Raw genomic sequence first — 21,182 nt, forward strand, 5'->3', positions numbered from 1 at the left:
AAATCATGGACATTAAAGCCCCCGATTTAGGTGTGGATAGCGCCGAAGTCAGCGAGATTATGGTAGAAGTTGGTGATGTCATCGCAAAAGATGACAACATCGTGTTGTTAGAGTCTGACAAAGCATCAGTCGAAGTGCCAAGCTCTGCTGCTGGCAAAGTCACTAAAATTAGCATTGCTATTGGTGATCAAGTCAGTGAAGGTATGGTGCTAATTGAGCTTGAGAGTGCAGATGATAGCAATGATAGCGATAGCACTGCTGATGATAAACAAGATGAGAACACTGCAAAGGACACATCTGCTGAAACAGAAGAAAAATCTGAGCCTGATACTACTGAATCAAAGCAATCAGAGTCTCCTGCTAAGCCAGCTGCTACTGGTCAAGCAACGACTCATGCGTTGCCTGACCTAGGTGTTGATGAAGCACAGGTTTCTGAGATTATGGTAAGCGTCGGTGATACTGTCAGCGCTGAACAGTCGATTTTATTGATCGAATCTGACAAAGCTTCAGTTGAAGTACCAGCGCCTGTTGCCGGTAAGATCGAAAAAATCTTGGTCGAAGCAGGTGATATGGTTGCCAACGGTCAGGACTTTATCGTTATTATGGAAAGCGGTACAGATAATGCGAGTAATAGTGAGCCTGAAGCTTCTAAACCACAAGAGTCAGCACCCGCCAAAACAGAAGATAAAACAGCTCCTAAGACCACTGGTGAACCAAAACAAGCTGCCAAACCGACCAATACTGATACAGCTGCTAGCAAACCAGAGGGTAAACTCACTGAAGCACAGGTCAATGAAAAATTGGTCGATGTGTATGCAGGTCCTGCCGTGCGTAAGCTAGCGCGTCAGTTAGGTGTTGACATCACACAGGTGACTGGCTCAGCATTAAATGATCGTATCCTAAAAGAAGATCTGTTTGCTCATGTCAAAGATAGCCTAACCAAGCAAAAAGCAGCGCCTGCGAGCAGCAGCGCCGTAAGTTCAGGTCTACCGAAACTGCCTGATATGAGCAATACAGAGGTCTGGGGTGAGACAGAAACCCAAGACCTCAGCCGTCTGCAAAAAGTATCAATACCGCAGCTGAACTACAATACTTTGCTACCACAAGTGACACAGTTTGATTTGTCTGATATTACCGAGACTGAAAAACTACGTGGTGAGTTAAAAGGCGGTATGAAAGCTGAAGGGGTTGGGTTGACTATCTTGGCCTTTATCGTTAAAGCGACCGCATACGCGCTCACGCAGCATCCACGCTTTAATAGTCATTTAAGCGATGACAATACACAAATCATTTTGCGTAAGAGTGTCAATATGGGTATCGCAGTAGCAACTGATGATGGTCTGATTGTACCTGTTATTAAGGATGCGCAAGATAAAGGTATCAAGCAAATCGCAATTGAGATTGGTGAGCTTGCTGTCAAGGCTCGCGATAAGAAGCTCAGTACCAAAGATCTACAAGGTGCAAGCTTTACTATCTCAAGCCAAGGTATCCTAGGTGGTACAGCATTTACACCACTGGTCAACTGGCCACAAGTAGGTATCTTAGGAGCTTCAGAAGCCACTATGCAGCCTGTCTGGAATGATGCTAAGCAGACTTTCGAGCCGCGCCTGATGCTGCCATTATCATTATCTTATGATCATCGTGTCATCAATGGTGCTGATGCGGCAGTGTTTACCCGCTATGTTGCGACCTTGCTTGCAGATCCACGTCGTATCTTGATCTAGCACTTACCGATAAATAAAAAAAGACTGTCTACGGATGGTCTTTTTTATGGCTTGCTTTTCGTTTCTAGAAACCACTATTCTAAGAACAGCTATTTAATGATTAGGCTAGATGTAGATGGTAGTAATAGTGAGCGGCAAGTGATAGACAGTAATTAGTAAATATAAAAAAGCCAGCTAACAAGCTGGCTCTTTTGAGTCATGATACTTGACTGGCTTAGAACTGTTTGACAAAGGCAACGCCATATACCCAAGGGCTAATATCAATTTCACCGATATCACTACCGTCTAAAGTAGCGTCGGTTTTGATGTCCATGTAGCGTGCATCGATTCGGAATGCCTCAGTAGGAGCAAAAGGAATATCAAGACCTACGTGACCCGCTACGCCAACGCTATCATCAAGATCTAAATCGCCACCACTAGAGATTCTTTCTTTAAAGAATGTCGTGTAGTTCACACCAACACCGATAAAAGGCTTGATATTCATTGGCATACTGTCATTAACGAAGTGATACTGTACAGAAAGCGTAGGTGGTAAATGTTGGGTACTACCTGTCAAAACTTCATTGCCATCAGCGTTGTTCAGGTCAAAGTCATGATGAAATGGGATTGCTGCAAGTAATTCGACACCAACATTATTAGCGATAAAGTATTCGCCGCTGATAGTTGGACGGATATCATCATCCACTTTTACTGCTAGTGTACCGTCGACTAATGTACCGTTGTTGCTTTTTGGGTCGACCATATGGGCGCCAGCGGCAACAGACCATGTGCCAGCAGGGACAGCGAAAGCAGTGGTCATCGTAAGTGCAGCAGCTACCAAAACTAGGGATTGTAGTTTCATTGGTTGGTTCCTAAAATGTGAAAAGGGTCAGTGAAATGAGGGATGGCATTGTACACTGATACATAATGTTATAATAGATAATTAATCTGTAACATCATGGCATCATTATAGTTTAAAACCACATTTATTGTAAGGTTTTAATTTGAGATTTAAGTGCTTTTATTTAGTCACTAACGATAGAAGGAATTATTTGACAGCTTTTGACTGTTAAAAACTAATTATTGTGGGATAGGGTACAACCGCATTGTGATACTCTGATATAACTGGTTCAAAAAACTGAGATAATAATGGTTATCCGAATCGAAGAGTTGATGAGCGTCAAATTATTGACGATTGATAATGGCTTATGGAATTGATATTGATGATATGACAAGAGGCGTAATATATTATGCTCGGTTATTGTAGTAATTCTCCTCTACGCTGTGAGAATGCACGCTCTACAAAGATATTGAATCAGGTGGACTCTTGTTGCCCTGAATGCAATTTGTTTTTGGTGCCTGCTCAAGATATAAGCCAACAGCTCATTGCTGATGAGCAGTTTTTGAGACTCTCTATTTTATCAATCGCACTGATGCTGCTCATATCTGTCTATATCTATTATTCAAAATTTACGTAACCCTTTATGGTCAAGTATGATAAAACCATGAGTAATACGGGTGGCTTCAAGTCAGGAGCTGTCATAAGCTGTCAGGCGCTCCATCAAATGAGCTATTTTTTTGACCATCTATCTTTTTGAACATATAGGTAGTCATATTCTATGATCACTGTTTTATTCTACTAATATATTACCGGTGTTTCACCGCATAGGGACGGCATGCTATTCCAATCTATACGGCGCTTGCGTCATTTTGTTTATGATGTTTTGCAAAACGAAGCGCACGACACGTTATTTAGTCGTTATCTCGATTATTTTCTTATATTCTTGATTATGACCAATGTGGCAGCCGTGATAGCGGAGTCAGTAGATAGTTGGTATTACCCGTATCAGGAATATTTTACGTGGTTTGAAAACTTCTCTATTGTGATATTTTCTATCGAGTATTTGTTGCGATTATGGAGCGTCGCTGAAGCCAAACCTGACAATACAACGTGGAAGCAGCGTTGGGATTGGATCAGAAGCCCGTCAGCACTCATCGATTTGGTAGCGATTGTCCCAGCGTTCCTAAACTTCTTTGTCACGATTGATTTGCGTTTCTTACGGATTCTGCGTCTGTTCCGTATCCTCAAGCTGACTCGCTATTTTGCGTCCATGCGTATTCTACTGGTGGTTATCAGTAAAGAGCGAGGCTCGTTTCAAGCTGTTATCTTTATATTAATTATCATGATTGTGACGGCATCAAGCGGTATTTACTTGGTTGAAAATCACGCCCAACCAGAAGAGTTTGAGTCGATACCCAAAGCGATGTGGTGGGCTGTGGTGACGCTTACTACTGTGGGCTACGGCGATGTAACCCCAATCACCAATGCTGGCAAGATATTGGGGGCAATCATTACCATATTGGGTGTGGGTCTTGCGGCACTGCCTGCAGGTATTCTGGCGACGGGTCTTGCAAATGAGCTTGCGCAGCGGCGTGAAGAGCTGGAGCAGCATTTCCGAGAGCAGCTGATCGATAGTGACTTTGATTTGGTACAAAATCAGATGATGATTGATAAGATTCGCCGCGAGCTAGGACTGGACAAAGAGCAGGCGCAAAATATCGTATTACAAGTGCTGCGTGAACAAGAGTTGGAGCGTCGCGAAAAAGAAGTAGAGGACCGTCAAAAGAATTTTTGTCCACATTGTGGTGAGGTCTTATAGATAAAAATTAGATAGGAGTAGGTGTTTGTTGAAGTAGCCATTCAAATAGTAATCTAAACAGTCACCAGATAACGGTGTGTGCGATCAAAAAATGGTGCCATGTGATCAAAACATAGCACCATTTTTACATTGTATTATTTGTTGATAATGTATATCTAGGACTATACACCCTGAGGAATAGGCATCGCACGTGCCAACTCATGGGCCACTTGCTGTGCTGCACTTGATAGATCTTCTGCATCTAGTGGTAGGTTTTGTAGCGTCAGATGCCAGTCATCGACAGAACGACGCAAATGAGCAACCCAAAGGGTTTTACAATCACGTGGCAGCTGTTTTAGGTTGACTTCAAAACAGCGGTTGCCCTCGTCATCGCTCAGATGAATCTCGCCTTTCTTAACTCTTGAAAACGCGTGACCATGGTATGAGTTGGCAAGCAGCGCAATATGGGTGATATGTTCTGGAACTTCTTCTAATTCCAATCTAATTTGCTCTTGGTCAAGTGGCGCAAGATACATAGCTTGCTCACCGCGATCCTTGCCGTTTAGACTGTCTCCTTGATGCTTGACTGATTCGGCTCTATCACGCAATTGTTTGAACCAGACGATGTCACTAATGATGCAGTTGTCATCATATAAGACGCACGCTAAGTCGATATCGACTGCGCTTTTGTCCTTTTTAAAACGCTTAAATAACCCTTTTGGCTCAATCTTGGTAAATTCATAATTGAGCGCAAAAAATAAGGTTCCCGTATCCAAGCCCAGTCCTCTTAAACTGTCGGAAAGCAGTGGTGATGGGGCAGTGGTCGGCATAACATTCCTTTTTTCAATTCTTAGTGGTTAATTCTTGGTTCTTGGTTCTTGGTTCTTGGTTCTTGGTTCTTGGTTATTAGCGCATATTGTGGTCTAAGTATTACTCAGCTTAGACATCACTATCAGTATTCGTTGTCGCTCGAGGTTTGTCTAATACCGCTTGGTATAACAACTCAGGCTTAGCACCTAACAACCCATTGCCAAAACCACGTAGCCACCAAACCAGTTGTGAGGTCAGATTAACCGTCGCTTTTATCGTTAAGGTTCCGTCATCATTTGCTATGACAACCTGATCGTCACTCAATTTACTCTCTGTGAGGCTTCTACCTGCTTGCTGCGTAAATTGTAGCTCAATGGTGGTGTTTTTACCACGCTCAGCCAGTTCACCGAAAAACGGGTGACTAAACCCCATACTGCCTTCGTCCAAATACGTATCGAGTTGAAAGTTATCTGGGGTTTGTGCGGTACTTTCTAAAATCTCCACACTATCAAATCGGTGTAGCGCAAAGGTGCGAATAATGACGTCTGGATCATCGGTACGAGTGGCCAGTAGATAGATAATCACACCACGCTGAATGATAGCAATAGGGTTTAGCGTATACTCGCTGGCCTCTGACTTATTGCTGCGAGTATAGCAGGCATTGATTTGCAACTGATAAAATAGAGCATGATAGATGTTGTCTTTGCTATCTAGGTCTATGTGTGGCGCAATGAGTGGCTGGGTCGCAGGCTCAATACGGACGCGGTCTATCCATGAGTGTGTCACTTTGCTGTTTTTGAGTTGTCGTCTTGCCAAGTCAAACCAAGGGAACAGCTCATCTAAAATGACAGGTGGCAATAGCTGAGTCAGATTGGCCTCAACCATATTAAAGGCAACGGCTTGCGATAAGTTCATATGCGGTAAGCTTTGTAGTGGGGCATCTTCTTTCCAGCGCCAGCCTTGAGGATTGGCATTGTTTTTTTCGATAGGAAAGCGTTTGGCCAGCGCATTCAGATCACGCTGTACAGTACGTAGGCTGATGTCAAAACCTGCCATCATGAGCTGTTCGTAAATATGGGTGGTGCCTACCCAGCGATTGCGCTGTAGCTGTGACAACACCTGCCATTGACGAGCAGTCGTCGCCGCTCCATGACGGTTGTCATTGCTCTCTTTTAGCGCATTGCTGTCTGTAGCCACCAGCATATTCTCTTGCTCAGTAGCGTTGGCTTGAGCGTGGATGTCATTGGCAGTGGTAGGACGTACAGTCATTAAGAGATACCCTTTATGAAGTCATAGGTCATTTTTTTGTAGGTCAATATTTTCAAGATTAATGCTTTAAAGGCTAATGTTTTATGGGTTTTAACCAGTTAGCAGCCGTTTATCATCGCAGAAAAGTATCGTGGCGTCTAGGGACGTTCGTACATGTCGACGCCATATCGAACGCTCTGTATTTAATAATGAAGACTAATATAGTAGATATTAAAGCTAGTGGGTACTAAAGCGATTCATCATCAATGACTTCAGTCTCACCATTTTCGTCTTTACGATTTTCTTCCTTTTTCTTATCCTCTTTTTTCTGACGCTTTGCTTTACGCTTTTTTTTCTCTTTCTTTTCTGACTTTTTATCATCGACATCATCATCGCCATCTTGGTTTTCATCCCACAGCATTAGACGATCCAGAACTTTACCGAATAGCGTATTTTTGCGATATCGACCTTTCTTGTTCATGGTGTCGATGGGTAGACCTGTCATCAAGGTCAAGGCTTCACTCAATGTATAAACACCATAGATATGAAAGTTGCTGTCTCTTACAGCAGCAATGATATCGTCACGTAACATCAGTTGTTTAACATTGGCCATCGGAATAACCACGCCTTGCCCACCTGTGAGTTCTTGCTCACGGCAGGCATCAAAAAACCCAGCGATTTTGGCGTTGATGCCGCCAACAGCCTGTACTTCACCCAGCTGATTCATGGAACCAGTGATGGCAAATGATTGATCAATGGGGACATTAGCTAAGGCGGATAGTAGGGCGCAGCCTTCGCTGACAGTGGCGCTATCGCCATCGATATGAGCGTAGCTTTGTTCAAATGCGAGCGAGGCACTAAAATTTAGCGCATGGTGCTGGCTAAACAGCGCCCGCAAATAGCTGGTCATGATCAGCATGCCCTTAGCATGCAAGCTACCACCCAAGTCTACATCACGTTCAATATCAAGGATTTCACCTGCACCAATATTGGGTTGAATCACCGCAGTGAGACGCGCAGGCATGCCAAACTCACTATCAGCGTAACTGACGACAGTCAGGGCATTGACCTGTCCAACCGCACTGCCTTGGGTTTGAATCAGTTGCTGCCCGTTTTTGAGCTCATCCCAATATAGGTCACGCAAATATCCTGAGCGCTCATCCATATCGTCAATGGCTTGAATGACATGGTCAGCAGTAACCATATTTTGTGCGTTCAAACGCGCATGACGGTTAGACTCATGTAGCAGCTTGATAAGCAAGTCACTATGTAAGCTCAGTCGATCTTGTTCTTCAGCTTGCAAGCTCAAGTGCTCAAGTAACGTGGCTTGCGCGCAACTATCGAACGGATACAGATCGGCGTAGTCAATGATGTCTGCCATTTTCGCTACCAGTGCCAATTCATGCTCGCTGGTGCGCGTCACATCATCATGAAAGTCCGCTCGAACTTTGAACACCGCATCGAACTCAGGCTCAAGCTCTAACAGCTCATAGTACAAGTCTGCTTCACCTAATAAGATCACTTTGATATCAAGATCAATAGGCGCAGGTGATAAGGACAAGCTACCTGTTAGGGTCAGCATCTGCTCAAGACTTGAGAGCTTAATTTTGCGTGACTGTAATGCGCGCTTTAGACCTTGCCATGCATAAGGGTGCTCAAGTAAATGGCTGGCTTCTAGGAGCAGGTAGCCGCCATTGGCACGGTGCAGGGCGCCCGCACGAATCATGCTGACATCAGTCGTTACGGTACCCAATTGAGTGATTTGCTCAACGTGACCCAACAGATTAAGGTGAGTCGGCAGGTCTTCAAAGACAACAGGTGCACCACTGTCTGGTACGTGGCTGACAATAATATTGACCGCATAACGGCTAGGTGTTGTGGTTAATACTGCCGACACAAATTCTTCGTCATCACCGTTGACGATGCGCTCTACATGAGCAACCATATCGGCAAACACAGTTTTGAGGTAATCAACAACAAGCGGGTGCGTGGCAAACTGCTCATAAATAGGGGCAAACAAAGGTTGTAGCGCACGGTGCGCGATACTGCGATGCAATGACTCGATTGCATCGTTGGCTTCATCTTCTAACTGCTCTAAAGCGATGGTCAGTTGGCTGAGCCGTTTTTGCATATGATTTTTCTGTACAAAGTTATTTAACTCCGCTTCGTACTCGCTATTGCCATACTCAGAATTTTGGGCATTATTTTGATCTTTATTACCGTTAGTTTTATCGTTACTTGGTATATTGGCTTTTTCGGTACTATTTATCGGCGATGAGTCTTCATCATTGCTAGGTGATTTTGAATCCTTTGAGTGGTCGCTGCTATTGTCTGTCGTTAGTTGACTGGGATGAACGAAAACTGCTTTATTATCAAACGAGCGAAACGTTAAAGCTAAGTCATATTGTTTGCCTTCAGCGTTTAGCGCATCATAGGCATGACTCTCTTTTTGATGCGTATTGTTCTTTATCGCTTCAATTTTACTTTGGTATTGGTCACTACGAAACCGTTGGCTCAGTCGCTTTTTGGCTTGTTGCCACAAGCTATTGACGTGCTGCTGTAGTTGTACTGCTTGACCTGCAGGCAGACGCAGTGCGAGCGGCGTACGGGGATCAGTAAAATTATGCACATAGACCCAATCGTCAGGCGTTGGTGCATCAGCGGCGATGCGGGTAAGCAGGCGACTAATAACCGTGCGTTTGCCCAAGCCGTTCTCACCAGCAGCAAATACATGATAGCCACTAGCCTTGATATCTAGAGCCGTATGCAATGCTTTGAGTGCGCGCTGCTGACCAAAACCAACATCCAAGTCCGGTGCCATGCGGGTGTCTGTAGGCAGCTCATCAGGGTCACTATAGCGCTTTAGTTGCTCAGCTGATATGCGGCAATTTTGCTGAACCTCTACAAAAATAGGATTGGGCGTATTAGGTGTATCTTGCTGAGTATTTTTCGAGTCAGCGGTAGGTAGTACCATATTGTTAGCGTCTTTTGATATTTGAGATATAGGGGTGCGGAGTTGTTCAGTCATAGGGTATTAAAACATCATCTTAAAGGTATAGGTTGGGGTATGGCATATTCATACTAGGCGTATTTATTCTAAAACTATTACTGTCAATAAAGACATCTTACAAGATGTGGCTGCATTTTAACGAAGTCATTGAGCGCAGTTTTGTATCATATTTGGATAATTGACATAGCACAATGAATAAAAAAAGAATAAATGGCTCATGGCATATCATGCTATTACATACGATAACGCCTCACAACAAGCGTAGATAGTATAAGATGTTCCACATTGGCGCAATCTGCAACTATTCAATGAGCGGGTCACATGATAAAATAGGCGGTTCACATGTCAAAACTGGATAACTCGTTGTATGTCAGCTTCCGCTAAAACCTCTTCATCGTCTGCTAACACGGGTAACATCCGTATTGATCCGACTGGCTTTATCAAACTTGGGGCACAGCTGCCAACGCTTGCTAATATCTTAGCACAAGCAATAGCCGAGCTCGGTTTATCTCTAAGTGATAAACAGCAGCGCACGTTATTATTATACTTAGACCAGCTTTTGTTATGGAATAAAGCGTATAATCTGACCGCTATCACTGACCCAGAAGAAGCACTGATCAAACATGTGATTGATTGTTTGTCTATTATCACGCATTTACCAGCGGGTTCACTGCTTGATATTGGCACAGGAGCAGGGTTGCCTGCAGTGATTATTGCGATTTGTCAGCCTGAGCGCCAATGTACAGCACTTGATAGTAATCAGAAAAAGATTCGCTTTATCAAGCAAATCAGCAGTGAACTTGGTTTGGGTAATATGCAGCTAATCGCTTCACGTATCGAAGCACACGAGGCCAGTTACGACGTAGTGACTTCTAGAGCATTTGCCAGTTTGATAGATTTTGTTGAGGTAGCGCAGCCAAGATTAGTAGATGGCGGCTATCTGTGTGCGATGAAAGGCAAAGCACCGAGTGATGAAGAGCTGCAAGCGCTCGATGGTGATTGGCACATCAAAACAATCAAGCTATCAGTACCGCGGCTGCATGACAGCCGTCATTTGATTGAGATGTCTGTCAAAACATCTAAATGACAAACACTTCTCAGTCATGAAACAGCTATCATTTTTTGTGAAACATAGTTTACGTTTGTACTCAAATGACATAGTATTTAAAAGCACTAAAACTATGTAAGCGGAAATTGAGCAGTTGACATCTAAAACGGCTGCGGATTGAGAGTGCTGGCGTAGTACGAATTTACCAGTATGAGCGTTACCAACTGCATCAAATACAGTAAAAGAAAAATCAAGTAATAGATTTTAATAATATTGAGTGAGTGTATGGAAATCATAGCAATTGCGAATCAAAAGGGCGGTGTGGGCAAAACCACAACGGCGGTAAATTTGACCGCCAGTTTAGCTGCTAAGCGCAAGCACGTACTACTGATTGACTTAGACCCACAGGGTAATGCAACCAGCGGGACTGGTGTTGATAAAAATGAGCTAACGCTTACCATAGCCGATGTTTTGCTTGATGGGGTATCACTGACTGAAACCATTGTCACTAGCCCTGCTGGATTCGATGTTATCGGTGCCAACCGCGATTTGGCAGGTATGGATATCACATTGATGAGCAAGACTGATAGCCATGAATTGTTCAAAACTGCCATGGCAGATTTGGTTAATGATCAAGTCGCTAATAAAAAGCAGTCATATGATTATGTGATTATAGATTGTGCGCCTAGTTTGAATCTATTGACCATTAATGCTCTGGTCGCAACTGATAGCGTCATTATTCCGATGCAGTGTGAGTATTATGCATTAGAAGGGTTGGCTGATTTATCCCAAACGATTGAGCGTCTAACAGAGTTAAATCCCAAGCTATACATACGTGGAGTCGTGAGAACGCTGTTTGATGCACGTAATACACTTGCTCGTGATGTGTCTGCTGAATTAGAAGCGCATTTTGGCGATATCATGTACAAGACACATATTCCAAGAAATATTCGCCTAGCAGAAGCGCCTGCACATGGTTTGCCCGTCATTGCTTATGAGAGATGGTCAAAAGGCGCACGCGCGTACCAAAAGCTGGCTGCTGAAGTCATAAAGCAGAGCAGTTGATTTTTATATAAGCGTTGTTTATATAAGCGAGTTTCACTGGTAAAGACAGTAAGCAATCAGTTGGACAACAAAGCACTGAAAATTGCATTTAGTAAGCCGTAATAGTAATCAATAGGCTTTTATTTTAGCGTTAGAGGATAGGTAATCATGGCGAAGAAAAGAGGGTTGGCTGCCAATCGAGGCTTAGATGCCTTATTGGGATCAATCAAAAAAGAAAAGCAAATCACCGCCTCTGCCTTGCAAGACGATATGGCTGCACGTGACAACACGTCGCCAGCTGAAACACCGAATCCCAAAGTGCCTGCCGATACCAACGCGGCAGCTGCGACTGCTGATACTACTTCGATTAAAACCAGCAAAAAATCGACCACAACGTCTAATGATGCTGATAGCGACAACGGTACTCGCGCACCGCGTAGTCCGCGAGCTGCGAGTAAGTCTACTGCTGCTAAGTCACGCAATAGCAGCACAGAAGCAAGTACGCAAGAAGATCAAATCAGCCTCGTACAAATCGATGTCACCCTTTTACAAGCAGGCAAATATCAGCCACGTCGTGATATGAGTGAAACGGCGCTCGCAGAATTGGCATCTTCTATTGAGCAGCATGGCGTGATGCAGCCTATTGTGATTCGTCCTTTGCTGGCCAATGAAGATAAAAGTGAAGATTTTGTTACTCACGAAATTATCGCGGGTGAGCGTCGCTGGCGCGCGGCCAAAATGGCCGGAAAGTCGGTTATTCCAGCTATTGAACGTGCGCTATCTGACGAGCTCGCCATTGCACTCGCATTGATCGAGAACATCCAGCGTGAAGACTTATCAGTAATTGAGCAAGCAGCAGCATTGCAGCGCTTTCATACTGAGTTCGGTATGAGTCATGCCATGATTGCTGAAGTCGTTGGCAAGGCACGTACGACGGTATCGAATTTACTGCGCTTAAATCAATTACATGATACGGTAAAAGACCATTTGGCAACCAGCGCGCTAGATATGGGTCATGCCCGTACGCTATTGGCGTTGTCTTCTGAGCAGCAGCCTATCATCGCGCAAAAAATCATCGATGGTGGCATGACGGTGCGAGAAGCGGAAAAACTGGTCAAATCTATCTTGCAGCCGGCTCCCAAAGCCAATCGTATCGAACAAGCACAATCTCGTGATGCTGAACGTCTCACCCAAAGACTGACTGATATGTTAGGCGCCGAAGTCAAACTCAAGCACAAAAAAGATGGACAGGGTAGCGTTGAGATATTCTTCCATAATCAAGATCAACTGGCCGCTTTAATCAAGCATATAGAAGCGCAGGCTTAGGACAACACGCGAATTAGTAGGACTGATTTATTAGTAGCAATTGTTTACGCATGAATCCGTCTACGTCATAACTGTTTTGAGAATATGGAAGAAAGTAAGTATGTGGGAGTTAGTAAAGGCAGGTGGCTGGCTAATGACACCTATCGTCGTCTGTTCTATATTAGCGCTGGTTATCATCATTGAGCGTAGCCATACGCTACAATTTAACAAAATTGTGCCCACTAGACTACGAGAGCAGCTCATCACTCGCTTACGTGAAAATGGTGATATTGGTCGTACGCAGCTGATGAATGTCAAAGAAAAGACAGCGCTTGGTGATATTTTGGCAACAGGTCTGCTCTATCGTCAGTATGGCTTAGAGTCTATGACCATGCATATGCAAAACCGTGCCAGCGTACAAGTTCATCAATTAGAAAAAAATATCAATATGCTGGGTACGATTGGTGCTATTGCGCCATTGCTTGGATTATTAGGTACCGTATTAGGTATTATCTCTTCATTCTTAGCCATCACTGATGGTGCGATGCAAGATCCAACTATGCTTGCTGCTGGTGTGTCACAAGCACTAATCACGACGGCTGCTGGCATGATCGTGGCTATCCCAGCACTGGTGGCGTATCGATACTTTCAACGCCGTATCATCGATATCAATGCGCAGTTCGAGACGCAAGCAGGACTTATGATTCAAGAGCTATACGACTACCAATTGCTTGAAAACACTCGCACGTCGGCGCCTGCCAATAGTACAGTAGCTATGGATGAGCATGCTAGAAGTCAGTTAGATGCAGGCTTAGATACAGACAAGGTCAACATGGCGACATCATAACGGTCATAGTTTTGATTCTATATAATAGCGATGGTTTTCATACGAAAGTATGCCCATGCGCACTAGATAATTTGAAGAGATTCATATGCGTTTTAGAAAACCGACGGTTGAGCCGCTTGAGATTAATCTAACACCGATGATTGACTGCTTATTGTTTTTGATTGTCTTTTTGCTACTGGCTACCTCCTTTAACCACTTTAGTCGCTTAAATATTATCCTTCCTGAAGCAGAAGGTGTGGCACAGACAGAACCACAAAATAGCATTGAAGTGGCTGTGCAAGAAGACGGCAGTTACTTGGTCAATGGTATTACGCTCGCCAGTAGCAACGAAGCCGAACTGACCAGCATGTTGCAGCAAGAAGCAGGAAGCAATCGCGATATGCTCTTTGTGATTGCAGCGGATGCCAACGCTACCCATCAGTCTGTCGTACGAGTAATGGATGTCGCTGGCAAACTTGGCTTTTTGAACCTGAATATCAGCACCGTTGTCCCACTTGGTCAAACTTTGCCGCAATAACATTTGCCGCATCATTACTATAAACTGTGTATCAAGCACAGCCCATTCATGTTATGACACCTACATTGAGGCTTTTATGAGCCAAGCTTATACATCTGACTCTACAAAATCTTCTGCTAAAAAACCTTCAGCAGCACCTTCTAGTCCGCCTAAAAGTAAGACCTTATTGCGCCTACTGAGATATCTAAAGCCGTATTGGTGGGCCTTGCTACTAACTGTTTTGGGTTTTGCTATCAATGCAGGAACTGAGATTTGGATTGCCAAGCTATTGCAATACATCACTGATGCCATCAATCAAAATGACCGCAGCAAACAAGCTTTATTTCCCTTACTCATTATTGCCTTGTTTTTTGTACGCGGTGTGGGTAGTTTCTTGGGTAACTATTACACTGCTTTGGTGTCACGTAATCTGGTTTATCAGCTGCGGATTGAAGTATTTAATAAACTACTACGTCTACCAAGTTCATTCTATTTGGCCAATCCTGCTGGTACGATTTCATCAAAACTGATATTTGACGTGGAACAAGTTACCGCCGCCAGTACCGACTCAATGAAGACCTTGCTGCGTGATGGTTTGACGGTTGTGGCATTGATAGGCTTTTTGTTGTATAGCAACTGGCGCTTGACGCTCATTTTGTTCGTCGTATTACCACCGATATTGTGGCTCATCCGTATCGCTTCTAAGCGTTACCTGAAGCTGTCTAAAGGCATTCAAAAGACGATGGGTAGTGTTAGTCATATCACCAATGAAGTCATCGGTGGCTATCAGGTGGTAAAGAACTACGGTGGACAAGGGTACGAAGCCGAGCGTTTTGATAAGACTTCAAAAAAGAATTTACGCCAAGGCATGAAGGTGGTCGTCACCAATAGTATCAACACCCCAGCGGTACAGTTATTGATGGCGATAGCCATGTCAGTGGTGGTATGGCTTGCCCTTAGACCTTCAGTTATCAGTAATATTTCAGCGGGTGAGTTTATCTCTTATATTGCGGCGGCTGGTCTGCTCAGTAAGCCTGTCCGATCACTGACCGATATCAATCAAAAGTTGCAAAAAGGTATTGCTGCTGGTGAGTCGATTTTTGCATTACTTGATGAACCAGAAGAGGAAGACACAGGTACTATTAGTAAGCCGTTATCCGGTCAGATGTCTTTGGACAATGTCAGCTTGGTATATCCAGACTCAACGGTTGCTCTACGCGACTTTACCTTAGATGTAAAAGCAGGCGAGACAGTTGCACTAGTCGGAAGAAGCGGGGCGGGTAAGTCGTCCTTAGTGAATCTTCTAACACGTACTTTAGAGACGTCCTCAGGGCAAATTACTCTAGATAACATACCCATTGAAGATATAAAATTAGAAAGCTTGCGTGCACAAATCGCCATGGTGAATCAACAAGTGGTGTTATTTAACACAACGGTATTGAACAATATCGCTTATGGCGGTTTGGCTGATAAAACCCAAGCTGAGGTAGAGCAGGCCGCAAAAGCAGCGTTCGCGCATGACTTTATTATGAAGATGCCAAACGGCTACCAAAGTGAAATCGGTGCTGAAGGACTACAGCTGTCAGGTGGACAGCGTCAACGACTGTCTATTGCTCGCGCATTATTAAAAGATGCGCCGATTTTGATTTTGGATGAGGCCACTAGTGCGCTTGATAATGAGTCAGAATACTACATTCAACAAGCCCTCGATAATGTCATGAAAGACCGCACGACACTAGTAATCGCGCATCGTTTGACGACGATCGAGTCCGCTGATCGTATTGCTGTGATGGATGGCGGACAAATCGTTGAGCTAGGAACGCATGACGAGCTGATGCAGCTACAGGGTCACTATGCGCAAATGTATGCTCGAGATTTTGAATAGCATCACATATCTGTACTTTGATTTATGGTAAGTCTGGTAGTCTTAAAAACTGGAACAACCGTTAGCACCTATGCAACGCATCAATAGAATGAATGGCAATTATCAATGAGCATCGAGACGACAATCACCCGTGCATGGCAACGCCGCGCCCTTTGGCTTTGGCTATTGTTGCCTGTTAGCTGGCTTTATGGGTTGATTACCATGCTTCGCCGCAATGCTTATAAATCTGGGTTGCTATCGAGTTACCGTGCATCTGTACCCGTCATGGTCATTGGCAATATTACGGTAGGGGGTAGTGGTAAGACGCCGCTTATTATTGCTTTAGTTAGTTATTTGCAAAGACAAGGCATAAAGGTAGGGGTTATCAGCCGCGGTTATGGTGGTGATACCAGTCAAATGCCGGCCGTGGTAAGTGCTACCAGTTTGCCGAGCGTGGTAGGTGATGAGCCTTGTTTGATTGTTCATACGACAGGCGTTGCTATGGCAGTATGCCCCAACCGTCAGCAGGCGATTGCTGCTTTGCTGGATGCTCAGCCCGATGTGCAATTGATCATCGCTGATGATGGTTTGCAGCATTATGCGCTTAAGCGCGATATAGAGTGGATTGTGGTAGATGACGCGCGAGGGTTTGGCAATGAGCAATTGCTACCGACTGGGTTTTTGCGTGAGCCGATGTCACGATTGCAAGGGGCTGACGTCATCTATCATGAGAATCCTGTCATAGATTCGGCTTATGATAATAAAAGTGGTGAGAAGGCGCGACATGCTGAGCGCTTGACCATGCATTTGCAAGCGGATACATTGCAAAGGCTATGGAATTCACAGTCGGATACGCCTCAGACCGATAACGCAATACCGGTTAGTAATAGTAGAGTACATGCAGTCAGTGGCATCGGCTATCCACAACGTTTTTTTGATACCTTAAAATCTCTTGGTTTTGATGTCGTAGGACATCCTTATCCTGATCATTATGACTTTAGTTTGGCTGAGTTATTGCAATATAGTGATTATCCAATCGTGGTGACCAGTAAAGATGCGGTAAAAATAGGCGCGTTATTGTCAGAATATACAACGGATCAAGTGTTGAATGCTGAGTATTCAGAGCTAATCAATAGATTATGGGTATTACCTGTGACAGCCGTTTTATCCGATAACTGCTACGATAATCTCAACCAGCAATTAAAAGCTTTAGGTGTCAATGCTAATCAAAATGCTAGTATAAGCGTCTCATCATAGACACTGGTTAAGACACCAAACTGCACCATAATTTTATAGGAATCAACCATGTCGCTTGTCGCTCCCTCTACTAAAACCCATATCGTAATTCCTGCTCGCTTTAAGAGCACTCGGCTACCTGGTAAGCCATTGCTAAGCATTCATGGCAAGCCGATGATACTGTGGGTGGCTGAAAAAGCACAGGCAGCTACCTTTGCAGATGATATGTGTATCGCGACTGATGATGAGAGTATTGCAAAGGTTTGCACCGATGCAGGTTTCGATGTTGTTATGACCAGTAGCGAACATGCTTCGGGGACGGACCGTTTGGCAGAAGTCGCTGCTATCAAAGGCTGGGCTGACCATGACATCGTGGTCAATATGCAAGGGGATGAGCCACTTGTACCGCCATTGCTGCTCGAGCAGGTACAAGCACTTTTGGTCGCGGATGAGGCTAGCGTCATGGCGACACTCTGTGAACCTATCGATGATTACGATACGTTTCAGCGACCATCTGTGGTAAAAGTCGTCAGTCAACAGGCAAACAACCTACAGCGCGCACTCTATTTTAGTCGCGCGCCCATCCCTTGTGATCGTGATGTTGCGCTGGCTGGTAGCAGTCAAAGACAACCACCAAAAAATGCGTATCGCCATTTGGGTTTATACGCGTATCGCGTCAGTTTATTGCAGCAGTTTGTACATTGGCCACAGACGCCGCTCGAGTTACTCGAAAGTCTAGAGCAGCTACGTGTGCTAGAAAATGGTGAGCATATTGCCATTGCCGAAGCTGCCTGCCAATTACCTGCTGGTGTGGATACACAGGAAGATCTAGAGCGTTTAAATGCGATGAGCTTAGCTGACTTTCAGAGTCCTGCTGCTCAAAACCCTGCTACCCAAAATGGTATTACCCAAAGCCCCATTGCACAGTAATCTAACCACATATTTTTAGAGCAGTGGTCGCATGCTGCCTCTCGAGCCCAAGTACCCAAAAACGTGATAGAGCCAATAGAGCTATAACTATGAATGATATGACAGGGAATGTAGGTACACTGGAGGCGTCAGGCAGTATCTATTTTGCACCATTGTTGCCATGGCAGCAGACGCTGTGGACGCAATTGACGCAGCGAGTATTGATGCAGCAGTCATTGCCGCACGCACTACTTGCTGCTGGTATGCAGGGTATGGGTAAACGGGCCTTTGTGTGGCGATTGGCTGCTTGGTTATTGTGCCGCAAGCGTAGTACACACCCATCAGGAGCTTGCGGCGTATGTGAAAGCTGTCAATGGTTAAAGTCGGGCACCCACCCAAGCTTGCAAGTCTTACCGCTAGTCAGTATGCCCATCGAGGCAGACAATGAGCCTCTCAAAGAAAAATCAAGCAATACAAAAGACAAGAAGAATACCAAGAGCACAAGTAATAGCACTCTTAAAATTAAAGTTGATGACATTCGAGCGCTCCAGCCTTTTATATATCAAGGCGGACAGGGAATGCGTATTTGCGTGTTAGATCATGCTGAGCAAATGACCGTTGCTGCTGCCAATGCCTTACTTAAAACTTTAGAAGAGCCGCAATCGCAGGTTCATTTGTTTTTGATTAGTGATACACCCGCTCAGCTACTTCCAACCATCAAGAGCCGAGTACAGCAGTTAGCGCTACAGACGATAGAGCCTGCCGTTGCCATCGATTATGTGACCCAAGTGCTAGGTCATACGATCAACCGTGAGGCAGTGGGTCAGACAGCCATCGAGCAGCTCATACAGCTGGCAAATGGTGCTCCGCTCGCTGCTATAGGCTTGGCGCAGGCACCGTGGTACAGTAAGCGCGCGCTATGGCTGACCACATGGCAAGCACTGCGTAGTGGCAAGCGTAGTAGCGTGGCAGCAAGTGATTATTGGCAAAGTCAGCTGAGTATCAAGGAGTTTATCCAGTTATCTGAGTTGATGCTTCTTGATATACGCCGTGTTTGTTTGGGACTTAGCGAACTACAAAAAGACATTAATCTCTCATCAGCATTGGCATCTTACCAACCCACAGGTAGCGGACTAGAAACCGTAGCTATGAGCTTGCAGCAGACCAAAGTTGCTCTACAACAAAATGTGCAAGAAAAATTTGCCTATGATAAGCTAATGCAAGAGTTGGCATACTTGTAAGGCAGTGCTGTAGCGTCTTATAAGGGATTGCTAACTCACAATTGCTTTTATTTATATATATCCAATACGCTCATAAAATACATTTAACTCATTCGATAAAGGAAGCTGACTATGGCAATGCCAGGCCGCGGCGGGATCTTAACCTGCCACATTGAAAGTATCGAGACATTGTATGCCAGCTATTTATCCTTTGTGAGTAATGGCGCGCTATTTGTGCCCTCTGATCAGCCGCAGCAGTTAGGTAATGAGGTGTTTATTGCCATTACGTTACCAAACTCTAGCGAACGCTTACCGATGAACGGTAAGGTCGTTTGGATTAACTCTAAAACCCAAGGCAGTCGTCCGGCAGGTTTTGCAGTGCAAATTGGTAGTGATATTTCTGGACAGCGTATCAAAAACGAAGTTGAGCGCCTGCTGGCTGGTAAAATCGATAGCTTACAATCCACATATACGATGTAATGTTTTTAAAGATGTATACGAAAAAGCAGCCTTATTAAATAAAGGCTGCTTATAGCAATTAAAGTCTCTTTGATTGTATATAAATATAGGCTAGTAGCGGGGCGGCACATACATGTCGTCAGGTATGGGTTCGCGGTAGTACTCATCGTCGCGCTTACGGTCAGGCAGTTCGATCTCATCACGAGGGACTTCTTTATAAGGGATTTGTTCGAGCAGGTGAGCAATACAATTGAGCCTTGCGCGCTTTTTGCTATTGCCTTCAACGACCCACCATGGCGCTTCAGGGATATGAGTACGCTCAAACATGGTCTCTTTTGCCTTGGTATAGTCTTCCCAACGTCTACGTGACTCTAAGTCCATTGGCGAGAGCTTCCACTGTTTTAAGGGGTCATGGATACGGCTCATAAAGCGCGAATGTTGCTCATCATCGGTAATAGAAAACCAGTATTTTACCAAGCGTATGCCCGAACGGACCAACATACGCTCAAAATCTGGTACGGACTGAAAAAACTCCTCGTACTGCTCATCAGTACAAAACCCCATCACCCGCTCAACACCGCCGCGGTTGTACCAGCTGCGATCAAATAAGACAATCTCGCCTGCTGCTGGCAAATGGGCAACATAGCGCTGAAAATACCACTGCGTTTGCTCACGCTCAGTCGGCGCAGGCAATGCGGCAACCCTACAGACTCGTGGGTTTAGCCGTTGGGTGATGCGCTTGATAGCCCCACCTTTACCTGCGGAGTCACGCCCTTCAAATATCACAACGATACGTTCGCCATTCTCAACGACCCAGTCTTGTAATTTGATGAGTTCGCGTTGTAAACGAACCAACTCTTGAAAATAAGTGCGGCGGTCGAGCTTCTCTTGAGTGGTTAACTGACATCCGTCAAAATAAAAGTTACGCATATAATCGTCTATTTCGTTCTCTAACTCTTCGTCATGGCTATCGATCAGGTCTTGGTGCATTTTTCGACGTAACTCATCATAGTCGACTTCTTTTTCGATGCGCTTGGACAAAGTGGTCTGCTCACGCTCGTATCGGCTCTTATTGGCATTGTCGTAGGTATGAGATGAGATAGGTTTAAATTCAGTCACCGTTGAGGGCTTTTTTTTATCATGTTGGACAGTTTGATGCTCATCAAAAATCACTTGCCTGAGCTTTTTTAACAAGTATTTCATCGTACTCATAAATATTACCTTTGTTTGATAAGCTGGCGTTTGTAAAAGGCTATCGTCATAGAGCAAATTTATGATAACAAAATAAAGGCAAATAAAATGCCCTCTAATTGAATTAGAGGGCATTTATTTTTTGACAGCGTC

At 44.6% G+C, this 21,182-nt stretch carries 17 protein-coding genes; 12 read left to right on the forward strand and 5 right to left on the reverse strand.

Going from position 1 to position 21,182, the window contains the following annotated elements; all coding sequences use genetic code 11:
• Positions 1–5 precede the first annotated feature (5 nt).
• On the forward strand, positions 6–1,724 hold the full coding sequence (locus tag AC5JPT_RS01035; protein WP_493856752.1) for a 2-oxo acid dehydrogenase subunit E2: 1,719 nt from the start codon (positions 6–8) through the stop codon (positions 1,722–1,724).
• A 214-nt stretch (positions 1,725–1,938) separates the two neighbouring features.
• Here AC5JPT_RS01035 and AC5JPT_RS01040 read toward each other — a convergent pair whose 3' ends face one another.
• Positions 1,939–2,565: an OmpW/AlkL family protein gene (locus AC5JPT_RS01040; RefSeq protein ID WP_493856753.1), complete on the reverse strand. Its 627-nt coding sequence runs from the start codon at positions 2,563–2,565 to the stop codon at positions 1,939–1,941.
• An 814-nt stretch (positions 2,566–3,379) separates the two neighbouring features.
• Here AC5JPT_RS01040 and AC5JPT_RS01045 point away from each other — a divergent pair.
• Positions 3,380–4,363, forward strand: coding sequence for an ion transporter (locus AC5JPT_RS01045; protein ID WP_493853289.1), 984 nt, complete (start codon positions 3,380–3,382; stop codon positions 4,361–4,363).
• Positions 4,364–4,524: 161 nt separating this feature from the next.
• On the opposite strand, the gene AC5JPT_RS01050 is transcribed toward AC5JPT_RS01045, so the two are convergent.
• The 3 genes from AC5JPT_RS01050 to AC5JPT_RS01060 all read right to left on the reverse strand — a co-directional run bounded on the left by AC5JPT_RS01050 (position 4,525) and on the right by AC5JPT_RS01060 (position 9,428).
• Positions 4,525–5,172: a TerD family protein gene (locus AC5JPT_RS01050; RefSeq protein WP_319050232.1), complete on the reverse strand. Its 648-nt coding sequence runs from the start codon at positions 5,170–5,172 to the stop codon at positions 4,525–4,527.
• A gap of 109 nt (positions 5,173–5,281) precedes the next feature.
• Positions 5,282–6,421, reverse strand: coding sequence for a helix-turn-helix transcriptional regulator (locus AC5JPT_RS01055; protein ID WP_493852683.1), 1,140 nt, complete (start codon positions 6,419–6,421; stop codon positions 5,282–5,284).
• 226 nt (positions 6,422–6,647) lie between these two features.
• The gene (locus AC5JPT_RS01060; protein ID WP_493856754.1) at positions 6,648–9,428 is read right to left on the reverse strand and encodes an AAA family ATPase; all 2,781 of its coding nucleotides are present in this window, start codon (positions 9,426–9,428) and stop codon (positions 6,648–6,650) included.
• Between the two features lie 349 nt (positions 9,429–9,777).
• Between AC5JPT_RS01060 and rsmG the strand changes: the two genes are divergently transcribed.
• The 10 genes from rsmG (at position 9,778) to AC5JPT_RS01110 (ending at position 19,859) form a co-directional block, all read left to right on the forward strand.
• Positions 9,778–10,497 carry a 16S rRNA (guanine(527)-N(7))-methyltransferase RsmG gene (gene rsmG / locus AC5JPT_RS01065; RefSeq protein ID WP_493856755.1) on the forward strand — a complete coding sequence of 240 codons (720 nt, stop codon included), beginning with the start codon at positions 9,778–9,780 and terminating at the stop codon, positions 10,495–10,497.
• A 246-nt stretch (positions 10,498–10,743) separates the two neighbouring features.
• A complete protein-coding gene (locus AC5JPT_RS01070) occupies positions 10,744–11,523 on the forward strand; it encodes a ParA family protein (RefSeq protein ID WP_319050236.1) in 780 nt (259 codons plus the stop codon).
• Positions 11,524–11,670: 147 nt separating this feature from the next.
• Complete coding sequence (locus AC5JPT_RS01075) at positions 11,671–12,828, forward strand: ParB/RepB/Spo0J family partition protein (protein WP_493856756.1); 1,158 nt, start codon at positions 11,671–11,673, stop codon at positions 12,826–12,828.
• Between the two features lie 100 nt (positions 12,829–12,928).
• Positions 12,929–13,654, forward strand: coding sequence for a MotA/TolQ/ExbB proton channel family protein (locus AC5JPT_RS01080; RefSeq protein WP_493856757.1), 726 nt, complete (start codon positions 12,929–12,931; stop codon positions 13,652–13,654).
• A gap of 85 nt (positions 13,655–13,739) precedes the next feature.
• Positions 13,740–14,171: an ExbD/TolR family protein gene (locus tag AC5JPT_RS01085; protein ID WP_493843386.1), complete on the forward strand. Its 432-nt coding sequence runs from the start codon at positions 13,740–13,742 to the stop codon at positions 14,169–14,171.
• Positions 14,172–14,247: 76 nt separating this feature from the next.
• Positions 14,248–16,035 (forward strand): lipid A export permease/ATP-binding protein MsbA, encoded by a 1,788-nt coding sequence (gene msbA / locus AC5JPT_RS01090; protein ID WP_493856758.1) that lies wholly within the window; start codon positions 14,248–14,250, stop codon positions 16,033–16,035.
• 105 nt (positions 16,036–16,140) lie between these two features.
• Positions 16,141–17,271 (forward strand): tetraacyldisaccharide 4'-kinase, encoded by a 1,131-nt coding sequence (lpxK, locus tag AC5JPT_RS01095; RefSeq protein WP_493856759.1) that lies wholly within the window; start codon positions 16,141–16,143, stop codon positions 17,269–17,271.
• Between the two features lie 48 nt (positions 17,272–17,319).
• A complete protein-coding gene (kdsB, locus tag AC5JPT_RS01100; protein ID WP_319050242.1) occupies positions 17,320–18,180 on the forward strand; it encodes a 3-deoxy-manno-octulosonate cytidylyltransferase in 861 nt (286 codons plus the stop codon).
• An 89-nt stretch (positions 18,181–18,269) separates the two neighbouring features.
• Entirely contained in the window at positions 18,270–19,400 is a 1,131-nt protein-coding gene (locus AC5JPT_RS01105) for a DNA polymerase III subunit (protein WP_493856760.1), read from the forward strand.
• Between the two features lie 111 nt (positions 19,401–19,511).
• Positions 19,512–19,859 carry a PilZ domain-containing protein gene (locus AC5JPT_RS01110; protein ID WP_443524236.1) on the forward strand — a complete coding sequence of 116 codons (348 nt, stop codon included), beginning with the start codon at positions 19,512–19,514 and terminating at the stop codon, positions 19,857–19,859.
• A 90-nt stretch (positions 19,860–19,949) separates the two neighbouring features.
• Here the strand turns inward: AC5JPT_RS01110 and ppk2 are convergent, their stop codons facing one another.
• Positions 19,950–21,050 carry a polyphosphate kinase 2 gene (ppk2, locus tag AC5JPT_RS01115; protein ID WP_443524235.1) on the reverse strand — a complete coding sequence of 367 codons (1,101 nt, stop codon included), beginning with the start codon at positions 21,048–21,050 and terminating at the stop codon, positions 19,950–19,952.
• Positions 21,051–21,182 lie beyond the last annotated feature (132 nt).

It is taken from the genome of Psychrobacter sp. H26 (genome assembly GCF_059073035.1).